Below are 16,039 nucleotides of genomic sequence, written 5' to 3'. Positions count from 1 at the left end.
GGCGGGAGATCGTCACAGGGCACCCGGCCCCATCGAAATCCTCGCCCACCGGGTCAACGGCCCCGGACGGGCGCTTCAGCGCACGGGGGAAGGAGTGATGACCGCGCCGACGGGACCGGACGAGCGTGAGACGTCCGGCACACAGGTGGAGACGGTCGGGCCGGCCGCTGCGAACTCGACCGCCAACTCGATCGGGGGCTCCGTCACAGCGCCGCGAGATCGACTTCCTCCACCCCTACGCCCCGCCTTCCCGGCGTGCCGAAAGGGCCCACCCGTGAGTGGCGGTCCAAAAGAACGAAGCCGGTCGTCAATGTGTGGCTGCTGCACGGCGGTGCCACCGGCGTCGACAGTGAGGCGCCGTGTAGGGCCGAGGCGGAGTGGGCGCGGGGGGTGACGGCGACACCGGTGACGACCTTGGTGGTGGTGTCTGGGGATGTGCGGATGGACACCGGTGCCGTCGGCCCCGACGGTGAGGCGGGTCGGAACGATGCGGGGCGATGCGGGCGATGCTGGGGTGGGGAGGGAGGGATGCGGTGGGCGCGAGTGACGGCGGCACCCGGCGGCACTTCCTCGCGGCGCCCTCGATCACGATGTCGGGACCACCGGTGAGCAAGACGGCGTGGGACGGGACGGAGTGGGGCGGGCGCGGGGGCGGCGGCGTATTGCGGCCCGGGGGCTGCGGCGTGTTGCGGCGCGGCGGCCGGGGGTGAGTGGTTCGCGGTCCCGGGCGGTGCGTGGTGTGCCGCGGGCGGGCCGCCCCTGTGGGTGTTCTGCCGTCCGTGTTGATCGGCCGGCGAGTCGCGCTCGGTGTGCACGCCGCCGACAGGGCTCGCACAGCCCGCGAGGGCGGGGTTCTCGACGCGGTGGTGGTGCCCGTTCCCCCGGAGGCGGCGCTCCTTCGGCTCGGTGTGCTCCCGGGAGTCTGCGGGTCGGGTTCGCCGCGAATCCGTGCTGGGCAGGGCGGTGTGTTCGGCCGTGGGTTGACGGGGAATCGGTGATGTCGGCCTTGTCGTCGGGGTGTTCGGTGGTGTCGATGCCCGGCGGTCGGGATCGGTTGGTCTTTTGGTGTGAGCCGCTGCAAAGCGTTTGAAGTCGGGCATCTATCATGATCGTCCGTTTCCGGTTCCCCGGAACGTCGAGCCGGGGAAGGCGGCGATTGCGCGCGGCGTCATCAGCCCCAATCGCTTGGACATCCGAGTCGGTACAGGGCGGTGAAGCGCGGTGGGTCGGCAGCCGGAAGCAAGGGCCACGCCTCCCGAGGTGGACAGCGAGAGGCTTTCGCTGGTGCTTCGCGACACCTATGCCAAGCCGGGTACGTCGACGTGGAGAGGCAACGGCAAGGCGTCGGCGGCCCTCGCCCACGAACTCGACACGGGGGAACGCACCGGTAACGACCGCTTCCACGCGGTCGACGTCGCCGACCTCCTCGGCCGGTATCACAAGTTGCTGCGCCACGACCGTACGCTCACCGAACGTGACCGTCAGGTCGCCGTCACCGAGTCCACCGAGTTGTGGAGCGCGTTGCAGGCGCCCGACGAAGCCGGCGCGATCATCCGGTGGTTGCTCGGGAATCCCGCACGCGTGCGTACCGTCCTGGACGTCGCCGACCGGGTCCGGCGCGACCCCGACCTGGCGCCGGCCACCGGATCCCGGTTCGAGACGTCCCCGTACGGCAGACGCACGCTGATCGCCGCCGCACCGCTGCGGGGACTGCTCCGCGACCTGGGGGCCGCGAGGAAAGGTCGCGGCGCGGCGCCGCCGGCCACTGCCGGTCTCGATCCCACGCGGATCACGGCCGCCGGCCTCCCGACGTCGAGTCGCTCCGCTGTCGAACCCGCCGTCGAACCCGCCGTCGAACCCGGCGACGGTCGCCGGGGCCCGGCTGCGGCCCCGACGGAACCACACCGAAGACGGGAGCGCCCCGGGCCGGAACCCGGCTCCTGACCCGAACCCGGCTTCCGATCCGAAACCGGCGATCGAAACCCCACCAGGCACGGGAACGCACAGGGGCCGGCCCCGGCTCCCGAGCCGCCAGTGACCCGGTGACCCGGTGACCCGGTGACCCAGCGATCCGGCGGCTCGGCGGCTCGGCGGCTCGGCGACCTGGCCCGACGATCGGAACCGCACCCGAGACGGGAGCACCCCGGGGTCCGACCCCGGCTCCCGAGTCGGGGATCGGACCTGCGCCGGAAGCGGAAACGCCGAGGACCCCACCTATCTCCGATCCGAACCGGCGTTCGGAATCGTACTGGGGCAGGAACATCCGGACCCGGACCCGAACCCGATTCCCGAGCCGAACCCGGCTCCACCGATCCACGAGCACGACGAGCGCGAGGCCGCAGCAGGATGACACGACCCCGATACGACTCCGGACGAACCCGGCCCGCATCCGGTCGGCTGTTCCACCGGCTCTGGCGCGCGTGCCCCGCGGCCCGGCCCCACCTGGACCGACTGGCACACGAGGCCGGGCTCGACGCCACGCCGGCGGAGCGGGCGATTCCCGGTTCGGTCACGCTTGCGCTCAACCCGTACAGCGTGTTGTCCGAGGCGTTCTTCTGGCCGGTCCTGGCTCCGGCCGCCCGCGCCGGTGAAGTCGGGCGACTACCCGCGCTCGCCGCGATCGTGGAAGCACTGCTCGCGTCCTCGGACGAGGACGTCCGGGACGCGACCCACATCCGCGTCGTCACCCCGGTGTCGCAGGACCCCGAACTGTGGCCCCGTTTCCGGCCGTTCGCCGGCCAACGCCTCCTCGCCGCCATCCACGCCGCGGAACCGAACCCACACCGCGCCGAACCCGTCTGAGCCGGAGCGGTGTTCCCCACTCGGCCGTTTACCGGCGCACGCCCCCGCAACCGCCGTGCCTCTCCTGCCTGTTGTGGGGTGTCGGCGGGAGGGGAGGGGATTCCCTCGGTTGGCGCGTGCGTTCGTTTGCTATGAATGCGGTGACAACCAGTCGGTCTTGGAGGCGCCAGTGTTGCACGCGGTGAAGAAGGCCATCAATGATGCGGCGTCCTTGCGGGACCGCAGGCGGCGGCGACGTGCCGAGGCGGCGTCGGCCGGTAACGACCTACTGCGGGTGGGTACGACTGCGCCCATCAGCCACGGCGCCGCCTCACGCCGCGCGGAGGGCACGACCGCCTGGATGCGTGGTGGTGGCGGAGGGCTCTGAACGACCTCCTGCGTCGGAACGGGCCACCGCCGCGACGGCGGTGGCACGGCCGTCATCGAGGGTCGTCCGGTCGGGCGCGGCCCATCTCGTGACGATCCGTCAGGACCGGGCCCGCGTACCGCACCTACCACGCCGGCGCCGGATGATGCGCCTCGGCGGGGAGGTCGGGAGGCCGGGACCAACACCCGCGCCCGACCGACGCGTTCACCCGGCGAGGTGACGCAGAACCGAGCACATCGCACCCCGCACGGCGGCACGCGCCTCCTCCGTGTGGTCGATCGTGTCGAAGCCGTGGTGACCGAGCGGTACGTCGACCACCTCGACGTCGGCTCCCGCCGCCTCCGCCGCCGACAGGAACCGCGCCACGGTCGTGGCGATCGCCTTGTGCTCCAACTCCACGCGGGTGAGCACGATCGGCAGCCGACCCGCCGCACCCACCGCGTCCGCCGGACGGAACCGCGAGTCCCCCAACCCCCAGTTCGGCAGCGGCGCCAACACCGGGTAACTCGCCGCCAGGCAGCGCAGCCACTCGGGGGGAGCCGCGAGCCAGTCCGTAGTCAGCAGGCCGCCGCCCGAGAAGAACCACAGGGCGACGCGCTCGCCGTCGACGCGCGGATGCGCGCGTACCCGCTCGACCGCCGCCACGACGTCGGCGGCGGCCCGTTCGAAGTCCTCGAGACCGTGCAGCCGGTGATCCACCGTCACACCGACCGCCCCCAGACTCGCCGCGAGTCGGGCGTGGCCCACCAGACCCGGCCAGTCGCGCGGTGTCGGCCGCGCGTCCGAGGGCACCGGGCCGCCGTGCAGGAACACGACCGCGGGACGCGGGGAATCGCCGCCCGGCAGATGCAGGTCGACGGTACCGATCCGCTCACGCGGGCACGGCGGAGCGTCGAGCAGGAACGGCCGCCGATGCGTCGGTTCCTCATTCGTCGCGGTCGCGGCACTCATCACGTGCCCCTGGCCCGAGGCCGCGCCCATGAGCACCGTCGCGAGTTCGTCGGGGGCCGACACCATCGGCCAATGCCCGGTGGTCAGTTCGAAGAGCGTCACGCGGCGTTCGACGAGAGCCCCGAGACGGGCGTCACCGAGACTCGCGAGCGATTCGAGCAGGGCGATGTCCGTACCGCTGGAGGTGCACAACACGCCGGTCGCCGGGAGTTCGTCGACCGCGCCGGAGAGCACGAGGGGTTGTCCGAAGGTCCCCTCCGGATGGGGCGCCGCCGCCCGGGTCATCGCCGCCAGCGCCTCCGGCGCGAGACCGTCCGTACTGCCCCACAGATGCCACTCGTCCGGCGACGGTGCGGGCAACCGCGTGTCGACCTCTCCGGGGGTCCGCTCCCTGTGTCGCTCCGACAGCCCGTCGCGGACGCCCTGGAGCGGCACGAGCGCGAGAGCCGCATCGCCGTTGCTCGGCATGCCCGCGTCCAGGTACACCACCCGCGCGATACGGTCCGGCCGACGATCGGCCGCGCCCAGCACCGGATGGATGCCGTAGTCGTGCCCCACGAGAACCACCTCGTGCGCGTCGGCGTGCTCGATCACCTGCAGCACGTCCTCGATATGCGTCTCCAGGTCCGTTCCCGGGCCCGCGAGGTGGCGGCGGTCACCGAGGCCGGTCAGCGTCACCGCGTGCACCTCCGCCCCCTCCCGCCGCAGCCGCGCGGCCGTTCGCCGCCATATCCAGCCGCCCGTGAAAGGACCCGACACCAGGACGAATGCCGTCATGACCTTCTCCTTCCGTACCATCGCGACGCCGCGTCGCCGCGCTGCCGCGCACCCGACCCGATCGGCCGTCCGCGCTCGTGGGTACGGTAGGAACTCCCCTTGAGGGAGGTTCAAGTGTCGTCTCCATCGCGGCCCCGGATCACGCCGTCGCCACCGTCTTCGCGCCCGCGCCCGCCCTCGTCGTTGTCCTCCTCGTCCTCTTCCTCGTTCGCGTCTTTGTCGGCCGATGGTCTGCGCAGCATCGGGGAACTCGCGGAACAGGCCGGCGTCACCGTCAAGACCGTGCGCTACTACTCCGACCACGGCCTGCTGCCCGAGGCGTGCCGCAGCGCCGGCGGTCACCGCCGCTACGCGCCCCAGGCATTCGAACGCCTCCGCCTCATCCGTTCGCTCCGCGGCCTGGACCTTCCCCTCCCCGCGATCCGTCGCATCCTCGACCGCGACGGCGCCCCCGGCGACGTCGACGAGGAGGCCCTCGAAGACGCCGTCGCCCATCACCTGCGCGAACTCGGCTCGCAGATGTCCGCACTCCGCTGGCGCGAGGCCGCCCTCCTGCTGCTCCGCGACGCCACCCCCGACGAACGCGCCGACCGGCTCCGCCTCGTCGGTGCCATCGCCACGCCACCCGACACCACCGCCATGGCCCGCTTCTGGCGTCGCTGGCTCCCCGCGCGGCTCCCGGCCCGCGTCACCGCGATGATCATCGACCACGCGGTGCCACAACCCCCCGACGACCCGACGCCGGAACAGGTCCTGGCGTTCGCCCGACTGCACGCGTTCGTCACCGGCAACTGCCCCGGGGACAACGTCGACGAGTGCCAACCCGCCGTACACCGGCCCGAGGAGGGCTACCGGCCCGCCGTGCTCTACGACGGCCTTGTCACCGCGTACGCGCTGGCATCGACACACCTGCGGGCGCGGCGGACGCCGGAACCCGGGGAGGCCCTGAACTGCTTCGTCGACGCGTACGCCACGTCACGCGGCACCGGCGACACGGCGGCCTTCCGCCGCGTCCTGCACGGCCAACTTGCCTCGGACCCGCGCGTCGACCACTACTGGCAGCAGGTGGCCGCAATCCGTACGCCGTGCTCCGGCGCGGCGGAGCCCACGCCCGGTGCCGCACACGACTGGCTCACCGAGGCCCTCGCCGCCGACATCGGCCTCTCGGCGGCCTGAGGCCCGCGCGGGGGCGGGCCGGGCCGGGAAGATCCCACGCCTCGGGTGCCGAGTTGGGCCCTACGGGGCGGCCGGGCCGTGGGGGTGGCCGCGCGCCGACGACGTATGTCCTTGGGGAGGGGGCTCCGTCGTGGCCGGCCCCGCGTGGGGACGCGCGCCGCACTCCCCTTGCGCCGTCCGGCGTCAACGAGGTCATACGCCGCAAGGCACGTCGCCCCGGAAACACGACCATCCACAGCCGCGTCGACGCCGCGCGCGCACTCCGCCTCTACCCGAGACGGAACCGACGTCGGGTTCGACACGGAACCGACGTCGGGTTCAAGTCGCAATCGACGTCGGGTTGTTCGCCGGGCCGTTACGCGGCCCGCCGGTCCCCGTCCGACAACGGGCAAGCATTCACCACCGGTCGGCCTCGTCCGTGGATCGCCGGGTCCGGGTTGCGGCTGTTTCACGCGAGCGGGGGTGTCTTCGAAGGCCCATGAGCACCGCGTGCGCGGACGCACTTGTGGCGCCCAGATCGCTTGATGTTATGGGCAGATGTGATTACCCCGGGGACTGGGCCACCGGCTACTTTGGTGCCGCCCGATCGGAGCTGTACGGGAACGTCCCGCTCGACGGTGGTCGGTTCGGACTCCGCGGCGGCGCTCGTCCTCCGGTTTCATGCCACTTCCGCCCCTGTCGAGGAGACGCATGTCCCGCCGCGCCCGTCCACGTCCTCGCTCGTTACCCATGGCCCTGGCAACCGCCGTGGTCACCGCGCTCGTCGCGCTCGTCGCGCTGGGCCCGGCCGGACCCGCCGGTGCGGCCGGCTCGCCGCCGTCCGGCGCCGTTCCCTCGCCCACCGCGCCGCATCGGGGAGTCGTCGCACAGACCGGGCCCGACGTGCCGACTCCCGGGCGGGACACGGCCGTTCGGGCCTTCGTCGAGCAGCGCGACGAGCTGCGCGCGGCGCTCGCCGGCGACTCCGCCGACACGCCGAACCACGCCGCGACGGGCATCGCGGGCGCGAGCCTCGCGCCGACGCACAACTTCTGGGGTGTCTTCCCGCAGCCGGGCACGCACGACGGGATCACCGCCACGCACAGCGTGGATCCCTCGTACAAGGTCACCAACTCGCAGAACTTCACCTACGCCCCGACCACCAAGGCGCAGAACTCGTGCATGGAGGTGGTCACCGCCTACTGGAGCCAGGGCGCCGAGATATGGGCGTGGGACTGGTGCGGCACCAGCGGCCCCGCCAAGACCCTGAAGGTGAATGCCGACTTCCTGGCGAAGTACACCACCACCGCCAACGGAATCACCTCCTACAGCGTGCAGTTGACCAAGGACGCCACCTCGGGCAACGCGTGGTCGTCGTATCTGTACAACCACCGCACCCAGGCCTGGGAACTGCTTTTCCGCTCCTCCGGCACCGACCAGAGCCGGCTCGCCTACGGCTGGGACATCTTCGAGATCTATGCCACGGTCAACCCCGCCACCGGCAAGGGCTACTTCTGCACCGAGGCCCGCAGCACCGCCTTCGACAGCGCCGACATCAAACTCCGCAGGGCCGGCGCATGGCAACTCGCCACCCCCACCGACTCCCCCTGGACCAGCACCAACCCACGCGGCAGCGACTTCCTGTGCCCGACGCTGACCTTCACCCGCGCCGCAGCCAACCACCACTGGACCGTGCACCCCTGACCACCACAAGCACCGCGGCACGACCGGACATCGGACGGGCCGACCCACAGCGCGCGCCGGTCCCGCGCCGGCCGCAAGTCGGCCTTTGCCGCGTCCGCTTCCGCAACCTCCACCACTCGACCGCGACACCTCGCCCGGAGGGGCTCGCACGGCGCCATCGACGTGGGCATGAGCTGCGGGTCCGCAGCCGTGGCAACCGCTTTGCGTCTGTGGCCTCTTCGTCGATTGCCCAGGTGCGCAAGAGGCCCTTCCGGTGCACCGGAAGGGCCTGTGACCTGCTCGAACGTCGGGATGGTGGGCGGGTACCGGTGACCTCTTCATCTTGACCGACTGAATGGGGTCCGGATGGGGTCCGAGGGGGCTCCCGGTTCGTGCGGTTCGTCGGTTGCGCGGGTCGGGCGTGACGTGTTCGTGGGTCTCGCACGGTGTGGTGGCCGGTTCCGGGGCCGTGATCGGCCCCCGGAACATCCCCGACGGTGGTGACATCGGGCGACTGGGCGGGACGGTCAGACGTGGACCATCGGGCGGGACTCGACAGGGGCATGCCTGCGGTGAACTGGTCGAGGCTGTTCCAGCCGGTGCCCGCGAAGATCGGTGTGCCGAACGAGCCGACGTCGTTGCCGGGGTAGATGTACAGGTTTCCGTCACCCTTGCCGACGGCGGCTATGTCGGACTTCCCGTCGCCGTTGAAGTCGCCTGCGGTGAGCTGGTCGAGGCTGTTCCAGCCGGTGCCGGAGAATATTCGGGTGCCGAATGTCCCGTTTCCGTTGCCTGTATATATGAACAGGTTCCCGGTTGTTTTCTCGACGGCGGCGAGATCTGCCTTTCCGTCGCCGTTGAAGTCGCCGCCGACCAGGTTGGCCACGGTGTTCCAGTCGGTGCCCGCCGGAGTGGGGGCATCGAAGGAGCCGACGCCGTTGCCCGGGTAGATGGCGAGGTTCCCCGACGTCGGAACGGCGGCGATGTCGGAATTGCCGTCCCCATTGAAGTCACCCGTTGCCAATTCGGCTATACCGGGAATTACCGGCGGTTCGGCCGGGTAGGGATCCGCGTGGTCACGACCCAGCCCTGCCGCCGGTCCACACGTGGGCCAGGCCCTCTCCGTCTGCCTGGCGAGCACCTTTTCGCCGATCAGGATCTGCTGCTTCTTGGTCGCGAGGTCGGCGCGGGCCGCGTATTGCGCTCCACCGAATTCCCGCCACGTGCTCATGGAGAATTGCAGCCCACCGTAATATCCGTTTCCATTGTTTATCGACCAGTTTTCGGTGCTTTCGCACTGGGCAACCTTGTCCCAGGTGGCGATGGAGGCTGCGGTCGGAGGACTTGCGGACAGGGCGACGAGGGCGAAAGCGCCGAGCGCCGGCACCGCGGATGCGGTGATCAGGCGGCGAAAAGATGAAGCAGGCATGGTTTTCCCGGGAGTGAGTTTCGACCAGGAAGACGTGAACACCGAATTCGAAATCCGATGCGAAATCCGCGGCACGTCCTCGAATGACGCCGCGGTTCTTCCCTTGACCGCCGAAGGTGGCGGTCGTGGAAATCCTGGCCGCTGCTCGTCTGGCTTTCCATGGGGTGGAGCCGGCCTGAATCTGCCGTGGCACAAAGCGGCCGCGCGGTCTCATCCCGAAGGGAGCAGGTCATCCCTGTGGCTTCGTTCCCACCGGCGCCGAGCGACGCTCCCGCCGATGGTCGGCTCGCGCACTGCCCTGGCAAGGTGTGATGTGCGCGCCCGATGGACACGGCCGAGGCCGGGCGTACCGAACGCGTTGTCGACGTCCGGGGCACCGACTTCGACGCCCCGAGACGTACCGGGACGCCGGGGCACGGCGGCACGGAGGCACGTCCGGTGTCGCTCGGGCCCGGGTCGGCGGCTCGACCCGGGCGCCGGCGTCTTCGCCCGAGGGTCGGCGGCTACTCGAACCGCGCGGTGTCGCCCGCGCCTCGGCGTACGATCTCGGCCTCGTCGCTGGAGTAGTCGACGACCGTGGTCGGCTGGGTGCCGCAGTCGCCCGAGTCCACCACGGCGTCCACCACGTGGTCGAGCCGCTCCTTGATCTCCCAGCCCTGTGTCAGCGGTTCGTCCTCGCCGGGCAGGAGCAGCGTGCTGGAGAGGATCGGCTCACCGAGTTCGGCGAGCAGGGCCCGGGTGACGACGTGATCGGGAATCCGGACACCGACCGTCTTCTTCTTCGGGTGCAACAGTTGCTTCGGTACCTCGGACGTGGCGCGGAGGATGAAGGTGTAGGGACCGGGCGTCGATGCCTTGATGGCGCGGAACGCGTCGTTGTCCAGGTGTACGAACCGGCCCAGTTGGGCGAAGCTCTCGCATACCAGGGTGAAGTGGTGCCGGTCGTCGAGGTTGCGGATCGTCCGGATCCGGCCGATCCCGTCACGGTTGCCCAATTGGCATCCCAGTGCGAAACAGGAATCCGTCGGGTACGCGATGAGCGATCCGGAGCGGATCAGGTCGACCACGCTGGTGATGGTGCGCGGCTGGGGGTTATCGGGGTGCACATCGAAATACTTCGCCATCCGCCGACCCTAGGCCCTGTCCGGCGGATCTTGGTGAATAAGGCCGCGTCGTGAGCGCAGCGAGGAGCCCGAAGGGCGGATGCCGTGCGTCGGCGTGCCGGAGAGGCAGCCGCATGGTGGTTACATTCGGCTGTTTCTCCGGTGCGGCGAGGCGCGGTGCCGGGCGACGCGGACCCACCAGGATCCGCCGGACAGGGCCTGAGGCGAGGAGCGCCCGCTGCCGGCCGACGGATGCGACTCCGAACCTGATCGCCGGCCTCGGCCCGCGGTGGGGTCGGGGCCGGCGCCGGTGTCAGGTGTGGTCGGTGAGGTGGGCCGGGAGCCGGCCGACGAGGGCAGGGACGGCTCCGGACACGGCTCCGCCGAGGACGATCTCGGTGACGGTCCGGCGTCGCGGATCCGGAGGCAGAGTCGGTGGTGTGATCGGGGTGGTGGGAATCGTGGTCATGGCCCGCGGTGTTGGTGGCGTCCTGGACCCTGGCGGTCCCGATCATCGTCACGACGCGGCAGTCGACTCGCGCTTGTTCCCACGCTCGACGTGAACGCGGTTCCATGGGCCGCGCGTCGTCAGCCTTTTTCCAGGCTTTGTGCGCACCGGCACCGGGTGCCAGGAATGCGCTGTGGATGGAATTTTGCAGAATCCGATCGGCCGAGGCTCGCTGATACCGGGAGCTACGGGAGCTCCGGGAGCTACGCGACGGCTTCTCCTACGTGGAAACGCGGGAGGGCACCTCGCGGACGCCGGTGGGCGTCTGCCCGTACGGCGCTATCGGGCGACGGAGCCGTAGCCCGGGGGGCGGTCGAGGGGGAGATCCGTGATGCCCAGGTCTCGTCGCATCACCTGGCGCACTTCGTACAACATCTCGGCGGCCTTGTCGATGTGCGCCTTCACGGCGTCGAGGTTCTCATCCGGCGTTTCGCCCCGGTCGTGTTGCCGCACGACCCGGTGCACGAGGTACAGGCGCTGGACGAGTGGCCCGACCAGTTCGATGACGTTGTCGGCGGCGATCATCTGTGCCTTCGCGTAGGCGGCCCTCAGTTCGCCTTCGGACTCGTCTTCGACCTGGATGTGTGACGGCTCGATCGTTTGGTTTGCCTTCAAGGTCCGCCAATGGTGCAGCAGGTGCGTGTACTTGTCGCGAAGGGCCTGGTTCAGGTCGCCGTACGACTGCCGCCGTGCCTCAAGGTGGGCGCGGCGCGCGTTCTCCGCCTCGGTGTCGATGTGCATGCGTTCCGCGTGGCGGAGTTCGATGATCTTGGATTTCATCGCTCCGCGTTGCGCGAAGACACCGGCGGCGAGCGTACCGACCACCCCGACGATCGCCACGATGAGTGAGTCGTTCACGGACGGTCCGAATCCGCAGGCCGCGCCCGCGTGGACGCCAGGAAGCCTTGCCACGCCGGTCGGCCGAACAGGATGCTCTCGGGCCGAGGCCACCCGGAGTCCCGAACGCCGACGCGAATCGACACCGGTGCGACCTCGACGCAACATCCCTCGGCACCGCTGTGTGTGCTCTTGCGCCAGCCGGGCCGGGCCGGATCGCCGCAACTCGGGTCGGCCTTGCTGTTCTTCGTCGGCTTCCGGCGCCCGCCCATGAGCGTCCCCTCGTTGGCTGGTCACTCCATCATGTCGAACCGTCCCAGCGTGTGTGGGACTTCGCCAGGACCGGATGGAATGCACCTGGCCACGTACCTGGAGGAACGACAGGAGGAGGGCTACGACCTCTTCCCGCACGACAAGAACGGCAACGTCGAACGCCTTCGCGTCATGTGACGCGCGGACACCCGGACACACCGACACACGGACGTGCAAAAGCCCGTCACGACAATCCCCGACCTCTCGTGACGGGCGTCGACCCGTCACAGGCTCGAACGAGCCCCGCCGGAAGAGCAACCCGGCGGGGCTCGGCTGTTCCCGGCAACCGGACAGCCCGTGGATGGGGACCGACCTCGTTCGCGATCAGCGGTCAGCGGTCAGCGGTCGACTCGGCGGTCAACGGTCGGCAGTCAGCGGTCGGTTGCCTGTCGGGCAGGACGCGCGGGGCCGGGCGCGGCGGGTGGTCGGCCGGTGTCTGCACCCGCGACTTGAGCCATGCGTGGGGCACGCACACCTCCCCGTAGTCGGGGTCCTCCACGCCCCGGATCCCCGGTTCCACACGCGCGACGTAGGTGTCGGCGTCCGGATCGGGATGCGGTTCGGGCCCCGGATCGTCGGGCGCGGGTCGTGGTGCGGACGCGCCGGCGGGCATGTGTCGGGTCCACCACGCCGCGTCGTAGCGGTCGTTCTCGGCGCAGTGGTGCAGAACCAGGAAGCGCATCGCCTCCGCGTCCTCGGCCCCGGCGCCGAACCGCCACCAGAACGCCGCCGGTTCGGTCCGTCCGGTGAGGTAGAGCAGGCATCCGAACACCACGGCACCGGCCGGGGTGCGGTGATCGACGAAGTCGGCCAGCAGTCCCGTGGTGTCGTCGCGAGCGACCACCAGTCGGCACAGGTGCTCCAGTTCGACCGCCGCCCGACCGCGGACCTTGTCGTCGACGCCCGCCTCCCCCGGGGACGGAGGGCGGGGCGGGGTCGGTCGGATCAGCTCGGCCGCGAGCCGTTCCTGCACGACGCGCGATGCCAGGCGCTGGAGCGCCGCGGCGGGATCGTAGTCGGCGAACGCCTCGTCGAGCGCTCGGCGTTGCTCCTGGAGTGCGCGGTCGATGGGGTTCATGTCGTCTTTCCCTCGGGAGGATTGGGTCGGACGGGGTCGTAGGGGACGGTTCCGTACTGCGCGGCGGTGAGTTCCCGGCGAGCGGCGTGTACGTGGGAACGGACGGTGGAGATGGTGATCCCGAGGTAGTCGGCGACCTCGGCGGGCGGGACCTCCATGACCAGGTGCAGCCAGGCGCAGGCGGCCCGCTTGGGGGGCATCAGCGAGATCGCGCGGTGCACGCCGTGCAGGTCGGGGACGAACGTCGCGGGGTCGCCGAGGGCGCGGGTGCCGGCAGGGACCGGGAAAACGGTGAAGTCGACGCTGATCTCGCGGCGGTGGACGGCCCGGCGCTGCCAGTCGACGGCTTTGTGCTTGAGCATGCGGTAGGCCAGGGCCTGGGGCGGGCTGGGGTGTTGGACCAGAAGGTTCCAGCGCACGCACATGGCGAGCATCACCTCGGAGACGACGTCCTCCGCGTCCTGGCGCAGGGAGCCCAGGCGTCGGCGGGCGAGCGAGGTCAGGGTGGGGCGGTAGGCGCGGGCGAAGTCGACGAACTCGTCGGCCCAGGGCAGTTCGACCGGCAACCTTGGGCCCTCGTCGGCGTTGCGGTGGGGTGCCATGGCGTGGCGAACGCGGGCGCATCGGGCGGCGTGGTCGTCCAGGCGCTCCATCAGGAGTTTGACGACGGTGTCGACGGGCGGGCCGGGCGCGCGCAGGAGTTCGTCCCAGCGGCGGTCGACGACGACCATGACGTCCTCGACGGCCCGGACGGCGTCGTCCACGGATCCCAGGGATCGGTAGGCGAGGCGGGTCAGGGTGGGCAGATGGGTCTGCGCGAAGGCGTGGTAGTCGTTGCGCAGAAGGTCCGTCAGGTCTATGTCGAGGGATCCGTCCCGGGTCGGTGTCGTATGGACGATCTCGACGGCGGGGACGGGTGGTTCGGTTCTCGGGTGCGGCGCCGCGAAGGGGTCGATCGGGTCGATGCCGGCGAACACGTCGAGGTCGTCGAAGCCGTCGCCGTCGAGGCGTGGGAAGACGTCGACCGGTTCCAGGCCGAGAGCGCGGATTTCCGCTTCGGTGGGGTCGAACCAGTGGGCGTCGACCCTTTCGGGGGATTCACTCATCGTCCGCCGCCTTTCCCGCGCACGGCGCGCGTGGCACGGAGGCCGTACCCGGGGCGGCCTCGGTGTCGCGAGACCCCGGTCGGGCGCGGTGTGGGAATTCCGGCCCGTACGAGGGAAACGAAGGTGAGCACGACTATGAGGGGCCGGAGGTTCCCGGCTCCGGTGGGCCAGGTGGTGCCTATCACTGGGGTGATCCTTCCGAACGATCGATGCACGCGACCCGCGGATGTCCGGGGCGTACGCCCGGAGCGCGCGGGAGGCGCGAAATGCCTTCGCCGTTATCCCGTTCGCGAGGCCCGTTCCGTCCAGTCCGGGTTCCAAGATCTTTCGAGCGGTGCCCGAAGGGTGCTCGGACGGTGGGCGATCGGCGCGCCGTCCCTTGTTGGGCTCGGCCACCGTTTCACGGCCGGCGGACGTCACCGGCAGGCTCGGCGTCGGCGTTGCGGCCGGCCTCGCGGTTCTCGGGGTGACCACCGCCGTCGCCGCTCCCGCGAGCGCCGCGACGACGTCGATCTCCAACCCCACCAAGGGTGCCAGGGCCACGTACGACCGGAGCACCGGATACCTCACCATCCAGGACACCGCGTCCGACGGCCGCCGGGCGACCGTGCGCTACCGGAACAAGGGCCAGGTCGGCTACTGGTACCCGGACGCCAAGCGCGGGTTCGGAACGAGCGAGCGGGTCGAGGTCGGCCCCGGTTGGTGGTTCGAGATGCGGGTCGGCCTCACCGGCGACTACAAGTGCAGCGGCTGGACCATGGTCTACGGCTGACGGTTCGCCACTCCCCCGGGCAGCGCCATCGACCCGACGGCAACAGGTCCCTGGTGACCGACCGACCCTGCCCCGGAGCAGCACGCGCAGAGACCCCGGACCCATCCGCACGGCAGGCCGCGCCGACGCCCGAGGCTCGCCGTGCGGATGGGTCGCGACAGGGGCCGTGGTCTTGCGGGGTTGTGGCCGGGATCCAGCCCGCGCAGGTGTGCGGGCGGGCTCTTGGGGGGGTCGCCGGGTGTGGCGAGGGCGGGGTTGTGGGGTGACCAGGGCCTGGGTTCGGTGGCGCCTCCGTGCGCGTTGCCGTTGGGGTCAGGAGGTTGTGGGGGTGTCGGCGGCGGCCATCGAGGCGACCGCGTCCGTGACCGTGCTGCGGTAGAGGCCCAGTTTGGGCTTGAGCACGGGGGTGGCGGAGCCGAGGGGGAAGTTGAGGGTGTCCGCGTTGGCCATGTGCTCGGGGTCCGCGAGGACGTTGAGTTCGTCGACCCGGGTGGCGGAGGTACTCGCGCCATCGGGGTCGAGGTCGATCACCGCGTAGGCCGTTTGGCCGACCGACAGCGGGTACGCCGGCGCCCCACCCAGGCCGCCGGGGATCAGCGGCTTGACGCTCGCGCTGCGATCGGACGACTTCGCGGAGTCCAGGTAGACCAGTGGATAGTGGCTCAGACCGCACGCGGTGGTACCGGTGTTGCGGACCTCGATCACCCGTTGACCGGTCGCGCCGGGACGCGGGGTCACGCGTATCGACAACTTCTGCTTGTCGCACGGGTGGGTGTAGGCGTAGGCGTCGTCCGCTCCGCCGCCGGGCTTGCCGTTCGCGCCGGATGTGCCCCCGGCGGGCCCACTCGGACGCGAGGACGCCGAAGGGGACGACGTGGGCGCGGTGGTGGGCTGCCCCGACGTGCGGGAATCGGGCTGCGCGGCCGGTGCCCCGGTCGACGGGGACGACACCGAACCACCCGCCGCGGGCGAGGATTCGCCGTCGGACCCACAGGCCGCGAGGGTCAGGACGGCGCCGGCGACGAGAGCGGTCGACAGGATCAAGGGGCGACGACGCACAGACATGGTGGCTCTTCTCGAACACGTGCATGAACAACGGGACGGTTCCAAGGACGGAACCAAGATCCGTTCGAGTTCCGCGCCGCACGTCACAATCGAC

Annotated in this window: 14 protein-coding genes; 5 read left to right on the top strand and 9 right to left on the bottom strand. The window is 70.7% G+C overall.

The window, feature by feature from the left end:
* The first annotated feature begins 1,260 nt into the window (after positions 1-1,260).
* Together OG948_RS33190 and OG948_RS33185 are read left to right on the top strand one after the other, a co-directional pair.
* On the top strand, positions 1,261-1,944 hold the full coding sequence (locus OG948_RS33190; RefSeq protein WP_406300018.1) for a hypothetical protein: 684 nt from the start codon (positions 1,261-1,263) through the stop codon (positions 1,942-1,944).
* Positions 1,945-2,346: 402 nt separating this feature from the next.
* Entirely contained in the window at positions 2,347-2,802 is a 456-nt protein-coding gene (locus OG948_RS33185) for a hypothetical protein (RefSeq protein ID WP_406300017.1), read from the top strand.
* A 571-nt stretch (positions 2,803-3,373) separates the two neighbouring features.
* On the opposite strand, the gene OG948_RS33180 is transcribed toward OG948_RS33185, so the two are convergent.
* The gene (locus OG948_RS33180; RefSeq protein WP_406300016.1) at positions 3,374-4,897 is read right to left on the bottom strand and encodes an alpha/beta fold hydrolase; all 1,524 of its coding nucleotides are present in this window, start codon (positions 4,895-4,897) and stop codon (positions 3,374-3,376) included.
* Between the two features lie 216 nt (positions 4,898-5,113).
* Here OG948_RS33180 and OG948_RS33175 point away from each other — a divergent pair, with 216 nt between their 5' ends.
* Entirely contained in the window at positions 5,114-6,073 is a 960-nt protein-coding gene (locus OG948_RS33175) for a MerR family transcriptional regulator (RefSeq protein ID WP_406300015.1), read from the top strand.
* Positions 6,074-6,802: 729 nt separating this feature from the next.
* On the top strand, positions 6,803-7,756 hold the full coding sequence (locus OG948_RS33170) for a carbohydrate-binding protein (protein ID WP_406300014.1): 954 nt from the start codon (positions 6,803-6,805) through the stop codon (positions 7,754-7,756).
* On the opposite strand, the gene OG948_RS33165 is transcribed toward OG948_RS33170, so the two are convergent.
* From OG948_RS33165 to OG948_RS33135, 7 genes are all read right to left on the bottom strand, one after another.
* Positions 7,713-9,206 (bottom strand): transglycosylase family protein, encoded by a 1,494-nt coding sequence (locus tag OG948_RS33165; RefSeq protein WP_406300013.1) that lies wholly within the window; start codon positions 9,204-9,206, stop codon positions 7,713-7,715. The genes OG948_RS33170 and OG948_RS33165 overlap by 44 nt on opposite strands.
* A gap of 461 nt (positions 9,207-9,667) precedes the next feature.
* Positions 9,668-10,288 (bottom strand): L-threonylcarbamoyladenylate synthase, encoded by a 621-nt coding sequence (locus tag OG948_RS33160; protein WP_406300012.1) that lies wholly within the window; start codon positions 10,286-10,288, stop codon positions 9,668-9,670.
* 292 nt (positions 10,289-10,580) lie between these two features.
* Positions 10,581-10,736: a hypothetical protein gene (locus OG948_RS33155; protein WP_406300011.1), complete on the bottom strand. Its 156-nt coding sequence runs from the start codon at positions 10,734-10,736 to the stop codon at positions 10,581-10,583.
* A gap of 318 nt (positions 10,737-11,054) precedes the next feature.
* Positions 11,055-11,633, bottom strand: coding sequence for a hypothetical protein (locus OG948_RS33150; protein WP_406300010.1), 579 nt, complete (start codon positions 11,631-11,633; stop codon positions 11,055-11,057).
* Positions 11,630-11,884 (bottom strand): DUF397 domain-containing protein, encoded by a 255-nt coding sequence (locus tag OG948_RS33145; protein ID WP_406300009.1) that lies wholly within the window; start codon positions 11,882-11,884, stop codon positions 11,630-11,632. The genes OG948_RS33150 and OG948_RS33145 overlap by 4 nt, the downstream gene beginning before the upstream one ends.
* Positions 11,885-12,255: 371 nt before the next feature.
* Positions 12,256-13,002 carry a hypothetical protein gene (locus OG948_RS33140; protein ID WP_406300008.1) on the bottom strand — a complete coding sequence of 249 codons (747 nt, stop codon included), beginning with the start codon at positions 13,000-13,002 and terminating at the stop codon, positions 12,256-12,258.
* Positions 12,999-14,108 carry an RNA polymerase sigma factor gene (locus OG948_RS33135; protein WP_406300007.1) on the bottom strand — a complete coding sequence of 370 codons (1,110 nt, stop codon included), beginning with the start codon at positions 14,106-14,108 and terminating at the stop codon, positions 12,999-13,001. The genes OG948_RS33140 and OG948_RS33135 overlap by 4 nt, the downstream gene beginning before the upstream one ends.
* Before the next feature lie 466 nt (positions 14,109-14,574).
* Here OG948_RS33135 and OG948_RS33130 point away from each other — a divergent pair, with 466 nt between their 5' ends.
* Positions 14,575-14,880 (top strand): hypothetical protein, encoded by a 306-nt coding sequence (locus OG948_RS33130; RefSeq protein ID WP_406300006.1) that lies wholly within the window; start codon positions 14,575-14,577, stop codon positions 14,878-14,880.
* A gap of 312 nt (positions 14,881-15,192) precedes the next feature.
* Here OG948_RS33130 and OG948_RS33125 read toward each other — a convergent pair whose 3' ends face one another.
* Complete coding sequence (locus tag OG948_RS33125; protein WP_406300005.1) at positions 15,193-15,945, bottom strand: DUF4232 domain-containing protein; 753 nt, start codon at positions 15,943-15,945, stop codon at positions 15,193-15,195.
* Between the last annotated feature and the right edge of the window lie 94 nt (positions 15,946-16,039).

The organism is Embleya sp. NBC_00888 (assembly GCF_045207655.1).
GTDB lineage: Bacteria > Actinomycetota > Actinomycetes > Streptomycetales > Streptomycetaceae > Embleya.
This window is presented reverse-complemented; position numbering and strand designations above follow the sequence as displayed.

Coding starts and splice junctions, on each gene's coding strand:
- OG948_RS33185 (WP_406300017.1), top strand. CDS start 2,347: ATGACACGACCCCGATACGACTCCGGACGAACCCGGCCCGCATCCGGT.
- OG948_RS33180 (WP_406300016.1), bottom strand. CDS start 4,897: ATGACGGCATTCGTCCTGGTGTCGGGTCCTTTCACGGGCGGCTGGATA.
- OG948_RS33170 (WP_406300014.1), top strand. CDS start 6,803: ATGGCCCTGGCAACCGCCGTGGTCACCGCGCTCGTCGCGCTCGTCGCG.
- OG948_RS33160 (WP_406300012.1), bottom strand. CDS start 10,288: ATGGCGAAGTATTTCGATGTGCACCCCGATAACCCCCAGCCGCGCACC.
- OG948_RS33155 (WP_406300011.1), bottom strand. CDS start 10,736: ATGACCACGATTCCCACCACCCCGATCACACCACCGACTCTGCCTCCG.
- OG948_RS33145 (WP_406300009.1), bottom strand. CDS start 11,884: ATGGGCGGGCGCCGGAAGCCGACGAAGAACAGCAAGGCCGACCCGAGT.
- OG948_RS33140 (WP_406300008.1), bottom strand. CDS start 13,002: ATGAACCCCATCGACCGCGCACTCCAGGAGCAACGCCGAGCGCTCGAC.
- OG948_RS33135 (WP_406300007.1), bottom strand. CDS start 14,108: ATGAGTGAATCCCCCGAAAGGGTCGACGCCCACTGGTTCGACCCCACC.
- OG948_RS33125 (WP_406300005.1), bottom strand. CDS start 15,945: ATGTCTGTGCGTCGTCGCCCCTTGATCCTGTCGACCGCTCTCGTCGCC.